14 protein-coding genes, 1 tRNA gene and 1 riboswitch are annotated in these 18,168 nt (G+C 71.2%); of the genes, 5 read left to right on the top strand and 10 right to left on the bottom strand.

The features are described 5' to 3' along the window. The first annotated feature begins 69 nt into the window (after positions 1-69). From ACWD0F_RS50295 to ACWD0F_RS50280, 4 genes are read left to right on the top strand one after another with little or no spacing between them, the layout of a single operon-like run. The gene (locus tag ACWD0F_RS50295) at positions 70-1,467 is read left to right on the top strand and encodes an activator-dependent family glycosyltransferase (protein ID WP_449890018.1); all 1,398 of its coding nucleotides are present in this window, start codon (positions 70-72) and stop codon (positions 1,465-1,467) included. Between the two features lie 5 nt (positions 1,468-1,472). Continuing rightward, positions 1,473-2,741: an activator-dependent family glycosyltransferase gene (locus ACWD0F_RS50290; protein ID WP_449890016.1), complete on the top strand. Its 1,269-nt coding sequence runs from the start codon at positions 1,473-1,475 to the stop codon at positions 2,739-2,741. Positions 2,742-2,748: 7 nt separating this feature from the next. Then, on the top strand, positions 2,749-4,110 hold the full coding sequence (locus ACWD0F_RS50285; RefSeq protein ID WP_449890014.1) for an activator-dependent family glycosyltransferase: 1,362 nt from the start codon (positions 2,749-2,751) through the stop codon (positions 4,108-4,110). Positions 4,111-4,137: 27 nt separating this feature from the next. Continuing rightward, complete coding sequence (locus ACWD0F_RS50280) at positions 4,138-5,409, top strand: activator-dependent family glycosyltransferase (RefSeq protein ID WP_449890012.1); 1,272 nt, start codon at positions 4,138-4,140, stop codon at positions 5,407-5,409. On the opposite strand, the gene ACWD0F_RS50275 is transcribed toward ACWD0F_RS50280, so the two are convergent. Further along, the gene (locus ACWD0F_RS50275) at positions 5,406-6,308 is read right to left on the bottom strand and encodes a putative sugar O-methyltransferase (RefSeq protein ID WP_449890020.1); all 903 of its coding nucleotides are present in this window, start codon (positions 6,306-6,308) and stop codon (positions 5,406-5,408) included. The genes ACWD0F_RS50280 and ACWD0F_RS50275 overlap by 4 nt on opposite strands. Positions 6,309-6,492: 184 nt before the next feature. Here ACWD0F_RS50275 and ACWD0F_RS50270 point away from each other — a divergent pair, with 184 nt between their 5' ends. After that, positions 6,493-7,302, top strand: a complete 810-nt coding sequence (locus tag ACWD0F_RS50270; protein WP_449890011.1) for a TylF/MycF family methyltransferase — start codon at positions 6,493-6,495, stop codon at positions 7,300-7,302. Positions 7,303-7,415: 113 nt separating this feature from the next. Here ACWD0F_RS50270 and ACWD0F_RS50265 read toward each other — a convergent pair whose 3' ends face one another. From ACWD0F_RS50265 to ACWD0F_RS50225, 9 genes are all read right to left on the bottom strand, one after another. Beyond that, entirely contained in the window at positions 7,416-8,324 is a 909-nt protein-coding gene (locus ACWD0F_RS50265) for an SAM-dependent methyltransferase (RefSeq protein ID WP_449890010.1), read from the bottom strand. A 1-nt stretch (position 8,325) separates the two neighbouring features. Next, positions 8,326-9,840, bottom strand: coding sequence for an aromatic amino acid lyase (locus ACWD0F_RS50260; RefSeq protein ID WP_449890008.1), 1,515 nt, complete (start codon positions 9,838-9,840; stop codon positions 8,326-8,328). Positions 9,841-9,855: 15 nt separating this feature from the next. Next, entirely contained in the window at positions 9,856-10,971 is a 1,116-nt protein-coding gene (locus ACWD0F_RS50255) for a long-chain fatty acid--CoA ligase (RefSeq protein WP_449890007.1), read from the bottom strand. A 49-nt stretch (positions 10,972-11,020) separates the two neighbouring features. Continuing rightward, a complete protein-coding gene (rfbA, locus tag ACWD0F_RS50250; RefSeq protein ID WP_449890005.1) occupies positions 11,021-11,893 on the bottom strand; it encodes a glucose-1-phosphate thymidylyltransferase RfbA in 873 nt (290 codons plus the stop codon). Between the two features lie 250 nt (positions 11,894-12,143). After that, a tRNA-Pro gene (locus tag ACWD0F_RS50245) sits at positions 12,144-12,219 on the bottom strand. Between the two features lie 187 nt (positions 12,220-12,406). Further along, the gene (locus tag ACWD0F_RS50240; protein WP_449890003.1) at positions 12,407-13,477 is read right to left on the bottom strand and encodes a mechanosensitive ion channel family protein; all 1,071 of its coding nucleotides are present in this window, start codon (positions 13,475-13,477) and stop codon (positions 12,407-12,409) included. A 12-nt stretch (positions 13,478-13,489) separates the two neighbouring features. Further along, entirely contained in the window at positions 13,490-14,485 is a 996-nt protein-coding gene (locus ACWD0F_RS50235; protein WP_449890002.1) for a ribonucleotide-diphosphate reductase subunit beta, read from the bottom strand. 10 nt (positions 14,486-14,495) lie between these two features. Then, positions 14,496-16,670: a ribonucleoside-diphosphate reductase subunit alpha gene (locus ACWD0F_RS50230; protein WP_449890000.1), complete on the bottom strand. Its 2,175-nt coding sequence runs from the start codon at positions 16,668-16,670 to the stop codon at positions 14,496-14,498. 118 nt (positions 16,671-16,788) lie between these two features. Further along, a riboswitch (cobalamin riboswitch) is annotated at positions 16,789-17,001 on the bottom strand. A gap of 4 nt (positions 17,002-17,005) precedes the next feature. Further along, positions 17,006-17,956 (bottom strand): Bug family tripartite tricarboxylate transporter substrate binding protein, encoded by a 951-nt coding sequence (locus ACWD0F_RS50225; RefSeq protein WP_449889998.1) that lies wholly within the window; start codon positions 17,954-17,956, stop codon positions 17,006-17,008. Positions 17,957-18,168: the final 212 nt, after the last annotated feature.

Here is an 18,168-nt window from a genome sequence, read left to right as displayed (position 1 = left end):
CCCAACCAACTCATCCCCCACCTCCAGCACCTCACCACCGAACACCGCTGACGCAGGAGACCCACCACCATGCGCATCCTGTTCACCACCTATCCGGAACGGACGCACTTCTTACTGCTCGCGCCGCTGGCCTGGGCCCTGCGTACCGCCGGGCACGAGGTCCGGGTCGCGGTCCAGCCCAAATTCGCCGACGTCGTCACCCAGGCGGGCCTGACCGCGGTGCCGATCGGCCGCGACCGCGACCTGTGGCAGTACCTCGGAAGGCTCAAGGAGATCGGCGACCGGAAGCAGACGGGCGAGCGGACCGGCAGCAAGGAGGTGGGCTGGCCGGCGCCGTACGCGGCGGCGGAGTGGCGGCCCGAGGACGTCACCTACGACTACCTGCACGACGGCTACACGTTGCAGATCGGCCAGTGGCACAAGCAGAGCAACGTCCCCATGGTCAAGGAGCTGGTCGAGTTCGCCCGGTCGTGGCGGCCCGACCTGGTGATCTGGGAGCCCACCACGTTCGCCGGCGCCATCGCGGCCAGGGCGTGCGGCGCCGCCCACGCCCGCCTGCTGATCGGCGCCGACGTGTACGGCATCACCCGCGACCACTTCAGGCGGCTCAACCCGGACGGGGCACGCCCCGACCCGATGGCCGGCTGGCTGAGCGCCTACGGCCGCGAGTACGGCTTCGCGTTCGGCGAGGACCTGCTGACCGGCCAGTTCACCATCGACACGTTGCCGGCGTCGTTGCGGATGCGGGCGAACCTGCGGTACGTGCCGCTGCGCTACACCCCCTACGGCGGCCCGGCGGTGGTCCCCGCGTGGTTGTCGCAGCCGCCGGAGCGCACCCGCGTCGCGCTGACCATGGGGCTCACCGTCACCGATCGCGACGTCGGCTACCCGGTCGACGTCCAGGACCTCTTCGACGCCCTGGGGGAGCTGGACGTGGAGGTGGTGGCCACCATCGTGGCCGGGGAACAGGCCAAGCTCGCCCGGATCCCGGCCAACGTGCGCCCGGTCCCGTACGTGCCGTTGCAGGCGCTGCTGCCGTCCTGCGCGGCGGTCGTCCACCACGCCGGGGTCGGCACGCTCGCCACCACGGCCCTGCAGGGGCTCCCCCAGCTCTGCCTGCCGTGGGACGTCGACCAGCCGGCGCTGGCCGAGCGCCTGACCGCCCAGGGCGCGGGGCTCTGGATCCACGCCACGCAGGCGACCGGCGAGCGCGTCCGGGACAGCCTGGTCCGGCTGCTGACCGAGCCCGCCTTCGGCGCGGGAGCGGACCGGCTGCGCGCGGAGTTCATGGCGATGCCGGCGCCGAACGAGCTCGTCCCCGTGCTGGAGGAGCTCATCGCCGAGCACCGCGACCGACGGCAGGACGGCCGGCGACAGAGCGACCGGCGACAGAGTGACGGGCGGCAGAGCGATGAGCGGCAGAGTGACGGGCGGCAGAGTGACCTTCAGCGGCACGGCGCCGGGTGAGGCCGATGCGGGTTCTGTTCGCCACCTATCCGGAAAAAACGCACTTCCTGGCCATGGCGCCGCTGGCCTGGGCGCTGCGCACGGCCGGGCACGAGGTGGTCTTCGCCGGCCAGCCCGGCTTCGCGGACGTGATCACCCAGGCCGGGCTGACGGCGGTGCCGGTCGGCGGCACGCGGCACCTGTGGCAGCTCATGAGCCGGCACCTGCACTGGATCGCCGCGGGGATCGGCGGGCTGCCGGTCCCCTACGACACGGCCGAGTGGCGTCCGGAGGAGGTCACCTGGTCCTACCTGAAGGACGGCTACGAGCTTCAGGTGAACCGGTGGCACAAGATGAGCAACGTGCCGATCACCGCCGAGCTGGTGGAGTTCGCCCGGCAGTGGCGGCCCGACCTGGTGATCTGGGAGCCCACGAGTTACGCGGCGGCCATCGCGGCCGAGGCGTGCGGCGCCGCCCACGCGCGGCTGCTGTTCAGCGTGGACAGCCTGGCCGTGACCCGGGCCCACTTCCTGCGGCTGCTGGCCGCGCAGCCGCCCGGTGAGCGCACCGATCCGATGGCCGAGTGGCTGGCGCCGTACGCCCGCAAGTACGGCTTCCCGTACACCGAGGACCTGATCACCGGGCAGTTCACGATCACCCTCGTGCCGCCGTCCCTGCGGCTGCAGGCGGACCTGCGGTACGTGCCGCTGCGCTACGTCCCCTACAGCGGCGCCGCGACCGTCCCCGCCTGGTTGCGGAGCGGCCCGGAGCGCCCCCGGGTGGCGCTGACGATGGGGATCAGCACCGCCGACCACGGCGCCGGGTACGTGGTCGACCTGCCGGACGTCCTGGAGGCGCTGGCCGACCTGGACGTCGAGCTCGTGGCCACGGTCTCCGACACCGCCCGGAGCAGGCTCGGCGCCGTTCCGGGCAACGCGCGGCTGGTGCCGTTCGTGCCGCTGGACGCCCTCGCCCCCACCTGCTCGGCGGTGATCCACCACGCCGGGTTCGGCACCCTGGCCACCACCGCCCTGCACGGCGTCCCGCACCTGCTCATCCCGTGGGACGGCGACGGGCCGGCGCTGGGGCGCCGCATCGCCGCCCAGGGCGCCGGGCTGGCCCTGCACACCATGCAGGCCAGCGGCGTGACCATCCGGGACCGGCTCGTCCGGCTGCTGACCGAGCCGCGGTTCCGCGAGCGGGCGGAGCTGCTGCGCGACGAGATGCTGGCCATGCCCGCGCCGAACGAGGCGGTCGCGGTCCTTGAGGAGCTGGCCGCGGCCGGCAGGAGGTGATCGGGCGATGCGTGTGCTGTTCGTCGCCAATCCGGAGAAGGCGCACCTGCTGGCCATGGTTCCGCTGGCCTGGGCGCTGCGCACGGCCGGCCACGAGGTCCGGGTCGCGGGGCAGCCGGCCTTCGCCGAGCTGATCACGCAGGCCGGGCTGACCGCCGTGCCGGTCGGCCGCGACGCCGACCTGTGGCAACTGCTGGCCCGCGACCACCGGTTACCCGACTGGACGTGGGAGCCCGCCTACGGGCTGCCCGTGCCGTACGACGTCGTGGACGACCCGGCCCGGGGCACCTGGCCGCATCTGTCCGGCGGGTTCGCCGAGGCGCTGCGTACCTGGCACCGGCCCGGCTCGCTGCCGATGATCGCGGGCCTGGTGGAGTTCGCCCGGCACTGGCGGCCCGACCTGGTCGTCTGGGAGCCGCTCGCCTTCGCGGGGCCGATCGCGGCCAAGGCGTGCGGCGCCGCGCACGCCCGGCTGCCGTGGAGCCTGGACGTCTTCGGCATCGCCCGCGAGCGCTTCGTGCGCCTGCGGGACGACCGCCCGGCGGGCGACCGTCCCGAGACGCTGGGCGAGACACCCGACGACGCACCCGACGACCGGACCGACGCGCTGGGCGACCGGGCCGACGCGCTGGGTGACTGGGCCGACGCGCTGGGTGACTGGCTGGCGTCCTACGGGCGCAAGTTTGGTTTCCGCTACAGCGAGGACATGCCCACCGGCCACTTCACCATCGACCAGATCCCGGCCTCGATGAGCCTGCGGGCCCCCGGGCTGGCGTACGTGCCCATGCGTTTCGTCCCCTACGGCGGCCGGGCCGCGGTGCCGAAGTGGCTGCGGGCGCCGCCCGACCGGCCGCGCGTGGCCCTGACGATGGGCCTCAGCCTGACCGACCACAAGGCGGGGTACGCGGTCAGCGTCCAGGACGTCCTCGACGCGCTGGCCGACCTGGACGTCGAGCTCGTCGCCACGGTCCCCGACGACGAACGGGACAGGCTCGGGCACGTCCCCGCCAACGCCCGGCTGGTGCCGTTCGCGCCCCTGGACGCCCTGGCCCCCACCTGCTCGGCCGTCATCAACCACGCGGGCTTCGGCACGTTCATGACGACGGCCCTGCACGGGGTGCCGCAACTCGCCCTGCCCTGGGACTTCGACGGCCCGGCCTTCGCCCGGCAGGCCGCGGCGCAGGGCGGGACGCTGGCGATCCGGGCGGACCTGGCGAGCGGCGACGCCGTGCGTCAGGGCGTGCTGCGGCTGCTGGGCGAGCCCGCCTTCGGCGAGCGCGCGGCCGCCCTGCGCGCGGAGATCCACGCGCTCCCCGCGCCCAACGAGATCGCCGGCCGGCTTGAGGAACTCGCCGCCGCGCACCGCTGAACGACCACTCGAAGGAGATCACCACCGATGCGGGTCCTGTTCGCCGTCACCCCGGGAACGAGCACGTTCCTTCCCCTGGTCCCCCTGGCCTGGGCGCTGCGCACCGCGGGCCACGAGGTCAGGGTGGCCAGCCAGCCGCAGTTCGCCGAGGCGATCACCGGCACCGGCCTGACCGCCGTGCCGGTCGGCCGCGACGTCGACCTCCTCCGCCTGTTCAAGATCTACGGCGTGACCGAGGAGCAGCTTGAGGCGGCGCGGGTGGGACTGCCCGCGCCGTACGACGTCGCCGGCGACCCGGCCAGGGCGACCTGGCGGCACCTGCTGGACGGCTACACCGAGGTCACCGACGGTTACCACACCGAGAACCTGCCGATGATCGCGGGCCTGGTCGCGTTCGCCCGGCACTGGCGGCCCGACCTGGTCGTCTGGGAGCCGTTCACCTACGCGGGACCGATCGCGGCCAAGGCGTGCGGCGCCGCGCACGCCCGCCTGCTGTGGTGCCTGGACGTGTTCGGCATCGCCCGCGAGCACTTCCTCCGGCTGAAGGACCGGCAGCCGCCCGCCGAGCGCGCCGACCCGCTGGCCGACTGGCTGGGCACGTACGCGGGTAAATACGGCTCCTCCTACAGCGAAGACATGGCGACCGGCCAGTTCACGATCCACCAGCTTCCCGCCTCGCTCAGCGACCAGGCCGACGCCCTGCACTACCTGCGCATGCGCTACGTCCCCTACGGGGGAGCGGCCAGCGTCCCGAAGTGGCTGCAGCGGCCGCCCGAGCGGCCCAGGGTGGCGCTCACCCTCGGCTTCGGCGGCGACGGGCTCTTCAGCGGCTACACCGTCGGCGTGCAGGACGTGCTGGACGCGCTGGCCGACCTGGACATCGAGGTGGTCGCCACGGTGGCCGACGACGAGCGGGACAAGCTGCGCCGGGTGCCGGGCAACGCGCGGCTGGTCCCGTACGCGCCGCTGGACGCCCTGGCCGCCACCTGCTCGGCCGTCATCGACCACGGCGGGGACGGGACCGTGCTCACCACCGCGCTCCAGGCGGTCCCCCAGCTCGCCATCGGGCACCACTTCAACGAGCCGATCATGGCGCGCAAGCTCGCCGCCCAGGGCGGGGCGCTGAGCCTGCGCCCGGACGAGGTCAGCGGCCCCGCCGTCCGGGAGTGCGTGCTGCGGCTGCTGGGCGAGCCCGCCTTCCGCGCGGGCGCGGCCCGGCTGCGTGACGAGATGCTCGCCCTGCCGTCCCCGAACGAGCTCGTGGCCCAGGTCGAGGAGCTGGTCGCCAAGTTCCGCTAGCGCGTCTTGGCGTACACGGCCTGCCAGTAGAACGTCCAGGGCATGCCCCAGCCGTCGGCGACGGGCCGCCACGCCGGGCCGGGCCGGTAGGCCTCGACGAAGCGCCGGGACTGCCGCTGGACGGCGTCGCTGTCGTGCACGTCGATGATGTCGCGCAGCAGCCCGGAGTCGAGCGCCAGCCGCACCACGTCCGCACCCTCGGAGTGCTTGTCGAGGCTCCAGTCCAGGTATTTGCCGACCGGGTTCTTCGTGTAGAAGTGCGCGGCCACGCCGTCGATGAGGCCGAGGTAGTCGCGGACCGTCTCGGTGCTCATCTCCGCGAAGGAGTCGATGTTGAGGCACAGGTCGAACCGCTCGCCGGCCAGGCCGTCCACCTCGTCGATGCCCAGGAAGCGCAGCTTGGCGAACCGCCGCTCGCCGAGCACCTCCGACAGGTAGCTCCGCGACAACCGCAGGCAGTTCTCCAGGTCCACGATGCAGTATTCCGCCACGTCGTGATTGGACAGGATCGTATGGCAGGAACGACCGTAACCGGCGCCGATCTCCAGGACGCGGGCGCCGTCCAGGGGGACCGAGGCCGCCATGAAGTCGAGCTCGTGCACGGCCTGCAGGTAGTCGAGGCAGATCGGCTCCCCGCCGACGGTGACCGTGATGGGCGCGCCGACCTCCCGGTTGCGGATCCGGCGCAGGCGCTCCCAGTTCTCCGGCGAGAGCTGGGATGCCAGGTTGTGGATGAGCGTCTTCAGGTATCTGAGCCCGTTCACGTCCGGGTTCCAGAGCGAGAGTTTGTAGTTGACGGCGCTGGATTTGAAACGGCTCAGGTCCGCGATGACGTCGAGCGCGAGCTGGTTCTCGTTGATGTGCACCCACTGGGGGCTCTGGCCGTACTTCTGCCTCATCACCCGTCGCCCTTTCCGGTCTCATTACGCGGCACCCGCCGATTATCGCGAGAAAAGCGCGCGAGCCACCAGTCCATAAGACGTCCCGCTGGCGGGACAGGATGAATTCAGCGGGCGCACTTGACCCATCGCGCACCGGTCCTGATGAATGCATTTAGCCATTCCCGGAAAACGGAGGAATCACATGTCGACGACCGCGGCCGAGCTTTATCTGGACCTCGTCAAAAGAGTCGTCTGCAATACCGTGTACCAGGATCCCGACATCGACGTCGAGGAGGTGGACATCGTCGAGGTGACCGACGGGAAGAAGACCGACTTCGAGATGACGGGCCACAAGCTCGTCGAGTTCAGCCCCGAGGGCCGGGACGTGGGCCGCAACTGGCCGCGCGACGCGCACACCATGATCGGGATGAAGCGGCTGGACAATCTCCACCACTGCGCGGAGACGGCCCTGGCCGACGGCGTCCCCGGCGACTTCATGGAGACCGGCGTGTGGCGGGGCGGCGCGTGCGTCTTCATGCGGGCGGTGCTGGCCGCCCACGGCGTCACGGACCGGCGGGTGTGGGTGGCCGACTCCTTCGAGGGCATCCCCGAGCCGGACGCCCGCTATCCGGAGGACGAGCCGCTGTGGGGCATCCACCTGTTCCCGCCCCTCGCGGTGTCGCTGGAGCAGGTCCAGGAGAACTTCCGCCGCTACGGCCTGCTGGACGACCAGGTCGAGTTCCTCAAGGGCCGCTTCGCCCAGACGCTGCCGGAGGCGCCCGTCGAGCGGCTGTCGGTGCTGCGCCTGGACGGCGACCTGTACGAGTCGACCATGGACGCGCTGGTGAACCTGTACCCCAAGCTGTCGCCGGGCGGCTTCCTCATCGTCGATGACTACCACGCGCTGGAGGCGTGCGCGAAGGCCGTGCACGACTACCGCAACGAGCACTCCATCACCGAGCCGATCATCGACATCGACTGGTGCGGCGTCTACTGGCGCAAGGAGGCGTGAGACGACGACAAGGAGGGCCTTCCCCGCCGGGGGGAAGGCCCTCCTTTCAGGCGCTCAGGCCGCCGGGCGGCGCGCCTCAGTGCTCAGGCCGCCAAGCGAGCCGCCTCACGTGCTCAGGCCGCCGGGCGGCGCGCCGAGACGAGGACCACGCCGTCGTACTGCGTGTCCCGCACCGTCTCCAGCCAGTCCTCGGCGGTGCCCCGGCCGAAGATCTCCTCCAGGTCCGGCGGCAGCGCGCCGTGCCTGCGCCGGTACTCGCCGGCCTCCACATACACCCTGGCGAAGGAGTACTTGGTGTGCTCGGTGATGTCGCTGACCCGGTCCGGCTCCAGCCCGGCCTGGCGGACGAAGCCGGCGTAGTGTTCGGCCCTGGTCATGGGCACCATGCGCAGCAGCGCCGACATCTCGGCCAGCGCGTACTCCTCCTCCTCGCCGAGCCGGTCCGGGCCGCGCCTGACGTAGTCGGTGAACACCACCCGCCCGCCCGGCCGCAGGACGCGCCGGATCCCGCGCAGGGCCGGCACCCGGTCGGGGAAGTGCACGAACGACTCGATCGCGATCACCGCGTCGAAGGAGCCCGGCTCGGCGTCCAGGTCGAGCGCGTCCCCATGGACGAACCGCACCCGCCCGGCCATGCCCTCCGCCTCCGCCAGCGCGGTGGCCGCCTCGATCTCGCCCTTGCCGATCGAGACGCCGACCACCTCCGCGCCCGTGCTCCTGGCCACCTGGATCGTGGCCGCCCCGGAACCGCACCCGAGGTCGAGGACGCGACGGCCCGGTCCCACGCCCAGCGCATCGGCCATGAGGGCGGTCAGCCGGGCGCAGGCCGCGGCCACACCGCCCTCGTCCCCGGGCCCCGTCCAGTACCCGACGTGCACCTGGCCTCCGTAGATCTCGGTCAGTGCCGGGCCGTTGGCCTCGTAGAACGCGGCGATCTCGGCCGTCGCAGGCGGCTCGAAGTCGAAGCGGCGGATGCCCGCGTTGAAGTCCTGGGCGCTGTGCCTGAGTTGTTCGAGACTCATCTCACTCACCGTCGCCGAGCGCCGCGGCGGCGTGCCGGTCGAGCAGGTCGCGGGCGGCGCGCACCTCGGCCGCCATGGGGCGGTCGGCGTGCAGCGGCGGGGAGATCTCCGCCAGCTCCGCCCACAGGCCGGCGGGCCGGTCGCCTGTCATGACGGCGAGCTGCGCCACGCCCAGGGCGAGCGAGCCGATGGTCAGCCAGCCCAGTTCGAGGCCGTCGGTCACGGCGTTCGCGCCGTTGAGCGCCATGGGGACGTGGTCCTGGTTCCAGCCGTTGGTGGGCAGCATGGTCAGCGACGACGGGGTGACGGTCTGCCTGATCTTGGAGACGAACGACGTCGCGCTGATCTGCACGCCCGCCACCCCGCAGCCGCGCCCGGCGCGGGGGGTGAGCATCATGGGCAGGTCGCCGTTCGTGGCCGGGCTGAGCAGCAGGCCGAGCTGGCGCTCGGCCAGGTAGGCGGCCGTGTGCAGGGCGAGACCGATCTGGTCCGAGGCCAGGCCGACCGGCATGGCGTGGAAGTTGCCGCCGTGCAGGACCTGCCCCTCGTAGGTGATCGGGTTGTCCTGGCAGCCGCTCGCCTCCCGGGCCAGCACGTCGCCCGCCATGGTGAGCTGGTCCAGCACCGCGCCGAGCACCTGCGGCGCGCAGCGCAGACTGTACGGCTCCTGCAGCGGCCGGCGCTCGTCCCTGACCAGACCGGCGGAGAGCTCCCGCCGGATCCAGCGGGCGGCCGTGAGCTGGCCGAGCTGGCCGCGGGCGATCGCGTGACCGTCGTCGTAGTGCTCGGGGTTGGCCCGCAGCAGGGTGGCGACCCGCCCCGTCAGCATCGCGGCGGCCCGGACCAGGCGCACCGCCGACTGGTGGTTGAGTATCGACACCGCCAGGCTCGCGCCGGTGCCGTTGACGAAGGCGAGCGCCTCCCTGACGGGCCACTCGAACGGCTCGGCGCCGAGCGCGGCGAGCGCCTCCCTGGCCGGGCGGGTCGCCCACCCGCCGCCGGGCTCGCGCACCCACGCCTCGCCGAACCCGGTGAAGGTCAGCGCGGCGTGCGCGAGCGGCTGCAGGTCGCCGCTGGCGCTGACCGTGCCGTCGCGCGGGATGACCGGGGTGAACCCGGCGTTCCACAGGTCTGCCAGGGTCTGCCAGAAGTCCGGGGACACCGCGGAGAAGCCGCGGCGCATGCTGTTGAGCCGCAACCACAGGATGAGCCTGCTGACCTCGGGGCTCAGCGGGCGGCCCTGGCCGGTGCCCAGGTGGGAGATCAGCGAGCTGCCCTGCTCCATCTCCGACTCGGCCGCGTACAGGACGAGCGGGCCGAAGCCCTGGGTGAGGCCGTAGATGGGCTGCTCGGCCGCCAGGTGCTTGGCGATCGTCGCCGCGCTGGCCTCCATCCTGGCCACGTCGTCGGCGTCGCACGGGTCGATCCGGCCGTCCCAGGAGGCGCCGCCGGCGATGTCGGCCAGCAGCGCCGCGCCGGTCGTCTCCGTACCCGGCGATTCGGCGATCAGTGTCACGGTGCTTCCTCTGTTTCACTCGTGGGTGATGTCAGGAGATGTCGGGAGATGCCGCACCTTGCCGAGGGCGGATCGCTCGATCCGGGGGACCGCGTGCACGCGCCGGGGACGCACGCCCATGCGCTCGAACGCCGTCGCCAGGTCGAGGTCGGCGAGTCCGCCGCCCGGTTTCGGCACGATCAGCAGGTCGACGTGCTCGCCGATCATCCAGTCGGCGACCGGCAGCACGGCCAGGTCGGCGCAGTCGAGCACGCCGCGCAGGGCGTGCTCCACCTCGTCCAGGTTGATCCGGCGGCCGTTCACCTTGACCAGGCGGCTCCGGCGGCCGGCGAAGCGGAAGCGCCGCTCGTCCAGCGGCCGCACCCGGTCATCGGCCTCCCACACGCCCGGCGGCCGCCCGCCGGGCGGGAACGCCAGGCGCGGGCTGCGGATCACGAGCGGCACCTCTCCGTCCTCGTCCGGCGCCGCGGTCCCCGCGAAGGACACGTCGGGAAAGAGCGTCCACGGCGGCGGCTCCCCTTCGCGCCAGCGCCGGGTCGCGATGCCGCCCGCCTCGGTCGAGCCGAGCATCTCCACGACCAGCGCGCGGTCCGGGCCGGCCGCGGCCAGGAACTCCCCGGCCGTCTCCGGGATCATCGCGCCGCCGTAGAGCACGGTGATGTGCTCCATCTCGCGTACCCAGGCCAGGTGCCGGAGCAGCAGCGTGAAGATCCACGGGGTGGCCACCACGAGGACCCTGCGCTGCTCGACCGGTGGCATGACGCCGTAGAGGGTGGGTTTGTACCAGACGGGCACGCGCAGGTGGGCGGGCACGAACACGCTGGACAGGGCTCCGTACAGGTGTGTGGGAGGCACGCAGGAGACGACCGCCGCCGGCTTCTCCGGCGCGACCAGGCCGGCGAGCATGCCCGCCTCCAGCCACACGTTCTCGCGCAGCCGCCGCCAGCAGCGGCTCGTCCCGGTGCTGCCCGAGGTGTGGAAGTCGATCAAGGGGGGCACCAGATCGGTCACCAGTCGCGCCGGGTCGCGCCCGTCGAGGTCCCAGCGCACGTGCCAGGCCCGCTCGGTCATCTCCGGTGCGGTGAATTCCAGGGACAACAATTCGTCCGGACTCAACTCGGCATAACCCATCGCGCCTCCTCTCGGATGAAATTCCGTCCCGCCAGCGGGACAGCGGGGATCAGCCCAGCGTCTCGGCGATTTCCAGCAAATAGCGGCCGTATTCTGAATTCTTCATGGCGAGGCCGAGCCGGTGGCACGCGTCCGCGTCGATATATCCCATGCGGAGCGCGATCTCCTCCAGGCAGGCCACCCGGACGCCCTGGCGCTTTTCGATGGTCTGCACGTAATGGCCGGCGGCCAGAATCGAATCGTGGGTGCCGGCGTCGAGCCAGGTGAAACCGCGGCCCAGCCGCACCAGATGGCCCCGGCCCTGCTTCAGGTAGGCCCGGTTGACGTCTGTGATCTCCAGTTCGCCGCGCTCCGACGGCACCAGGTCCCGCACGACCTCCAGCACGTCGTTGTCGTAGAAGTAGAGCCCCGTGATGGCGTCGTTGGAGCGCGGCCGCAGCGGCTTCTCCTCGATCGAGACCAGGTTCCCCGCGGCGTCGACCTCCCCGATCCCGTACCGCTCGGGGTCGGACACCGGATATCCAAACATGGTGCAGCCGTTCAGCCTGTTCCTGGAGGCGCGCAGGATGCGCGGGAACCCGGCGCCGTGGAAGAAGTTGTCGCCGAGGATGAGCGCGACCTCGTCGGCGCCGACGTGATGCGCCCCGATGAGCAGCGCCTCGGCGATGCCGCGTGGTTCCGGCTGCTCCGCGTAGGTGATCTCCAGTCCCAGGTGCGAGCCGTCGCCCAGCAGATTGCGCAGCGGCGGAACGCTGACCGGCGTGGAGATGACCAGGATCTCCCGCAGTCCGGCCAGCATCAGCACGGAAAGCGGATAATAGACCATCGGCTTGTCGTAGATGGCCAGCAGTTGTTTGGACGTCGCCAAAGTCAAAGGATGCATACGAGTGCCGCTACCGCCGGCGAGAACAATTCCCTTCATCACCCGCCCCTCTCCTCGATCACCGAGTGGATGCGGGTCAGAGTAAGCACGGCTCGGACGGGCGGCCAAGTCATCGCGATCCCGCTCGACTTTCCGCTGTACGTCGTGGTAAATGCGGGAACTCCCGGCGGGTCGGACCCCGGGCGGGCCTGGCGTGGGCCCGGCCCGGGGTGAGGGTCGAGTCCGGCCGGGGGGCGCCATTCCCGTCGGCCAGGCCGTGACCCGCGGCCCTTTCCTTTCAGGGCCGTCGTCCGAGTGGCAGGATTCGAACCTGCGGTTCTCCTGCTCCCAAGGCAGGCGGGCCGACCAAACTGCCCCACACTCGGTCATCAATGCGGAGAGCCGCCCCGGACAGGTCCGAGACGGCTCTTCCGGGAAACCCGTCGGGTTATCCGGAAAGCCGTCGCAGCAGCTCGGGCAGGGGTGAGACGAAGTGATCGCGCACTGCGCCGCCCCTTTCTCCGTGCGTTCTGGACAATGCCCACGGTAAACCGGTGATCACCGGCTCGCCACCTATTTAAGCGTCGGCTGCGCGCGGGATTCCGGGGTTTCGACGCGGAAACGGGGCAGGGCGTCCGGGTAGTTGTCGCGGACGAAGTCGACCATGAATTCGCGTACGTCGCACTTGAGGTCCCAGGAGGAGGGGGAGTCCGCGGCGCTCATGAGGGCGCGCAGCTCGACCAGGCCGTTGGGGAGCACGTCGGTGACCTGCAGCGTCCAGTCCTTCTGGTCCCACAACGCGTTGCCCTGCAGGAACGCGTAGAGCGCCTCGCGCAGCTTGTGCACGGGGATCGACCAGTCCACCCGCAGATACACCACGGCGAGCACGCGGCTGCCGTGCCTGGTCCAGTTCTCGAAGGGGGTCTGGGTGAAGTAGGACACGGGCAGGACCAGGCGGCGCTCGTCCCAGAGGCGCACGACGACGTACGTGAGCGTGAGCTCCTCGATCCTGCCCCATTCCTCCTCGACGACGACCACGTCGTCGAGGCGGAGCGCGTCGCTGAAGGCGAGCTGGAGACCGGCGAGGACGTTGCCGATCGTGGGCTGGGCGGCGATGCCGACGACGGCGCCCGCGATGCCGGCCGAGGCGAGCAGGCCGGCGCCGAGCGCGCGGACCCCGGGGAAGGAGAAGAGCATGGCGCCGACCGCGATCACCACGATGACCGCGGCGGCGATGCGGCGGACCAGCCCGATCTGGGTCATGATGCGCCGCGCCCGCCGGTTGCGCTCGCCTTCGACCCGCACCAGCCGGTCGAGGACGACGTCGGTCAGCGCGTACGTGGCCTCGACGATCAGCCAGGTGACCGCGCCGATCGTGACGAGGCCGAGCACCCGCTCGACCGCGCCCGCCACCCCGCGCTCGGTCGCTGAGTCGCCGAACATGCCCGGCCCGAACACCAAGTTGGACGCCAGCACGGCGGCCGCGATGAACGCGGGCCAGGTGCAGTGCTCCACCAGGTGCCGGGCCAGCGCCCATTTGCGGCCGACTTTGATCAGCACCCTCCGGACCAGTTCGACCAGGATGATCGCTCCGATCACCGAGATTACGAGGATCGGCCAGTCCGCCGGCGACTGCACTCCCATGCCCCCTATGTGCTAGAACGTCTCGTCAAAAGTCACATTGCCCTCAACAGCCACCTGATAAGCAGAGACACGCCGTTCGAAGAAATTGGCCAGCTCCTGCACGTCCTGCAACTCCATGAACGCGAAAGGGTTCGCCGAGCCGTACCTCTTGGGCATGCCCAGCCTGGCCAGCCGCTGGTCGGCGACGTATTCGAGGTATTGGCGCATCTGCCCGACCTCCATGCCCGGCATGCCGTCGCCGCACAGGTCCGCGGCGAAGGCCAGCTCGGCGGCCACGGCCTCCTCCAGCATGCCGGTGACCTGCTTGGCCAGCTCGTCGTCGAAGAGGGCCGGCTCCTCGGCCCGCACCGTCTCCACCACGCTGAAGGCGAACTCCATGTGCATGGACTCGTCCCTGAACACCCAGTTCGTTCCGGTGGCCAGGCCGCTCAGCAGGCCCCGGGAGCGGAACCAGTACACGTAGGCGAAGGCGCCGTAGAAGAACAGGCCCTCGATACAGGCGGCGAAGCAGATGAGGTTGAGCAGGAACTGGCGGCGGTCGCCGGCGCTCTCCAGCCGGTCCAGGCCGCCGAGCGCGTCGATCCACTTGAAGCAGAACTCCGCTTTGTCGCGGATGGAGGGGATGTGCTCGATCGCGGCGAAAGCCTTGACGCGCTCGTCGGGGTCGGGCAGATAGGTGTCCAGGAGGGTCAGGTAGAACTGCACGTGGACGGCCTCTTCGAAGAGCTGCCTGCTCAGGTAGAGGCGCGCCTCCGGCGCGTTGACGTGCTGGTAGAGGTTGAGCACCAAGTTGTTGGCCACGATGGAGTCGCCGGTGGCGAAGAACGCGACCAGGCGGTTGATCAGGTGCCGCTCCTGCGGCGTCATCCTGGCCAGGTCGGAGATGTCGGTGTGCAGGTCCACCTCCTCGACCGTCCACGTGTTGCGGATGGCGGCTCGGTAACGTTCGTAGAAGTCCGGGTAACGCATGGGCCGCAGCGTGAGGTCCATTCCGGGGTCGAGCAGCACAAGGGCTCCTTTACTGGCAGGCTTCGCAGGTCTCGGGGTTTTCCAGGGAGCAGGCCACCGCGTCCTGGACGGCGGCCTGCGGGGCGGCCTGCACGGTGGTCTGGGCGATGCGGGTGGCCGGGCGGGAGCGCAGGTAGTAGGTGGTCTTCAGGCCCCGATTCCAGGCGTAGGCGTACATCGAGGAGAGCTTGCCGATCGTCGGGCTGGCCATGAAGAGGTTCAGCGACTGCGACTGGTCGATGTACGGCTGGCGCGCGGCGGCCAGGTCGATCAGCGCCTTCTGCGGCAGCTCCCAGGCCGTGCGGTAGAGCAGTTTGAGGTCGTCGGGGACGCCGGCCACGTCCTGGACCGAGCCGTCGGCGCGCTTGAGGTCGTCGCGCAGCTCCTGCGTCCACCGCCCGCGTGCCTGCAGGTCGGCCACCAGATAGCGGTTGACCTGCAGGAACTCGCCGGACAGCGTCTCGCGCTTGAACACGTTGGACACCTGCGGCTCGATGCACTCGTAGCAGCCGGCGATGGAGGCGATCGTGGCGGTCGGCGCGATGGCGATCATCAGGGAGTTGCGCAGGCCGGTGCGCGCGATCTTCTCGCGCAGCGCCTCCCAGCGCGGGGTGGCGGCCACGTAGTGGTCGGGGTGGAGCACTCCCCCGGCCGCGCGGGTGTCGGCGTAGGACGGGTGCCTGCCGCGCTCGGCGGCCAGGCCGGCGGAGGTGTCGTAGGCGGCCAGGGCGATCTCCTCGGCGATCCGCGTCGACAACGCAAGCGCCCGCGGCGAGTCGAACGGCAACCGCAGCGTGAAGAACACGTCGGCCAGGCCCATCACGCCGAGCCCGATCGGCCGCCACCGCTTGTTGGCCGCCTCGGCCTCGGGCGTCGGATAGAAGCCGAGGTCGATGGTCCGGTCCAGGAAGCGCACGGCCGTGCGGACGGTCTGCCGGAGCCGGTCCCAGTCCATCTCGCTGTCGCCGGAGCCGAGGTGGGCGGCCAGGTTGATCGAGCCGAGGTTGCAGACGGCCGTCTCGGCGTCGCTGGTGACCTCCAGGATCTCGGTGCACAGGTTCGACAGGTGGATGACGTTCTCGGGCCGGGCGGTCTGGTTGGAGGTGCGGTTGGCGGCGTCCTTGAACGTCATCCAGCCGTTTCCGGTCTGGGCGAGGGTGCGCATCATGCGGCCGTACAGGGTCCTGGCCGGGATCTGCCGGACATGGCGCCCGGCGGCCTCGTACGCCCGGTACGCGGCCGTGAACGCCTCCCCGTACAGGTCGGTGAGGTCGGGCGTCTCCTTCGGATCGAACAGCGACCAGACCTCGTCCGCCTCCACCCGGCGCATGAACTCGTCCGGCACCCAGTTCGCCAGGTTGAGGTTGTGGGTGCGCCGGGCGTCCTCGCCGGTGTTGTCGCGCAGCTCCAGGAACTCCTCGATGTCGGCGTGCCAGGTCTCCAGGTAGACGCAGGCCGCGCCCTTGCGCCGGCCGCCCTGGTTGACTGCCGCGACCGAGGAGTCGAGCGTGCGCAGCCAGGGGACGATGCCGTTGGAGTGGCCGTTCGTGCCCTTGATCAGGGAGCCCCGCGAACGCACCCTGGTCCAGGAGACGCCGATGCCGCCGGCGTACTTCGACAGCCGCGCCACCTGCCCGTACCTGTCGTAGATGCCCTCCAGCTCGTCGCGCGGCGAGTCGAGCAGGAAGCACGAGGAGAGTTGCGGCCGGCGCGCGCCCGAGTTGAAGAGCGTCGGCGAGCTCGGCAGGTAGGACAGCGTGGACATCAGCGTGTACAGCTCAGCGGCCTCCCCCGCCGACTCCGACAACCCGCACGCCACCCGGAGGAAGAAGTGTTGCGGGCGCTCCAGCACCGCCCGCGTCTCGGGGTGGCGCAGCAGGTAGCGGTCGTAGACGGTGCGCAGGCCGAAGTACTCGAACCGGGCGTCGGCCTCCTCGGAGATCAGCGCGTCCAGCTCGGCGGCGTGCGCGGCGACGAAGTCCGCCAGCCGGTCCTGCACCAGCCCGGCCGCGTGCGTGGCCGCGATGGACTCGGAGAACGACCGCACGCCGTGCGTGGCCGCCTCGTCGGCGATCTCCTCGGCGAGCAGCTTGGCGGCGACCCGGGAGTTGGCCGGATCGGCGATCACCCGCGCGGCGGCCTCCTCGATGGCCAGCCGGCGATCGATCTCGATGGTCTGCGTCATGTGCTCTCTCCTCGCGAGCTCATCCCCCGGTGAGAGCGCGAGAGCACGGCGGCATGACGGGGCCGCGTCGCTCCCACGGCCCTCCCGCGAGGCCCTGGTCACATCACCGCCGGACCGGGGTCCGGCGTGCGCGCTGGCAGGTCTTCGGGCTCGCGGGCACGCCCCGGGCGGCCAGGCCGCCGGGCTTCCTACTGGCCGTCGCTTCCCGGATCTCTCCAGTGCTTCTTGACGGCGGTCGTTACCGCTCACCGCTGCGGGGCAGCCCCGGAATCACACCGGGTTCCCTTTTGCTCCGCCTCCGCAGAGGCGAACCAGCGATGTGCAGGATCCTACATCTAGTGGCCGTTCCCGCAACTACCCCAGCATGTTGTGGCCTTGGTGCTGTCGAGGAGCCCGAGGTCCCGCAACACCGCGCGGGTCCGCTCGACCTCGGAGCCGAGCCAGAGCTCGAAGTCGTCCCCGCTGAGCGGGATGGAAATCCAGCCGGCGGCCTGGCAGGCCGCCTCCCAGCGGGACGAGCCGGTCACCTCCTCGCACATCCGAAGGGCCGACTCGCGGCTGTCGTCCGGCATGTCGTCCGGCCCCACGGCCGCCGCCCAGTCCGCGAAGTCCACCCGCACGCCCGACTCCAGCAACGTCGGCACGTCGAGGTCGGGCACCCGCGCCGCCGAGGACACCGCGAGCGCCCTGACCCGGCCGGTCGCGATGCTGGCGCGCCAGTCGGCGAGCAGGCCCGCCGCCGCCGCCGCCTTGCCGGACAGCAGCGCGGCGACGGCCTCGTTGCTGCCGGGGTAGCCGGTGTAGTCGACCTGCCTGGTGTCCGCGCCGATCCCCCTGGCGATCAGGCCGAACAGCAGGTGGTCGGGCTCGCCCTGCGGCCCTCCGGCGAGCAGCGTCTGGCCCGGGCGGGCGAGCAGGTGGGCGCCGAAGCCCTCGAAGTCCTTGAACCGCGAGCCGGCCGGCACGACCACGACCTCGACGTCGCCGGCCAGCCTGGACAGCGGGGTGGCGGTGTCGAGCAGGGTCTGGCCGTTGTTCAGCTCGGCGGCGGCGAGCGCGGGCAGGCCGGTGACCGTGATCGCGGTGCCCGCGCCCGTCTCGTATCCGGCCGTGCGGGCCACGTCGGCGAACGCCTCGCCGACGCGGGCCCAGCGGCGGCCGGCCGCCCGGATCGAGAAGCCGGCGCGCAGGCCGGGCGCGCTCCTGGTGACGCGCTCGGTGCCGCATCCGCCGGCCGCGCACGCGGCCACGCCCAACCCCCACGCGAAGAACCGCCGACGGCGCATTGTGCTTCTCCCCCGAGCCCCCATTACTCTCAGTTATTCACACATTGCGCACAGATACACATCGACCTTTAGGCCGTAAGCGTTCACGAAATGTCGCGATTTTTCGTTATTAGATGCCTAATACTCCAGCCGCACTTATCGATCTTTGAGGCGTTGACGCTGGTAGTGGCTTCGACGGGCGCGGGCCTGATGGCGCCGTCGCCAGTATGACC

The organism is Nonomuraea sp. NPDC002799 (assembly GCF_053592075.1).
Note: the sequence above shows the minus strand (reverse complement) of the source record. Positions and strands in the feature narration are given on the sequence as shown.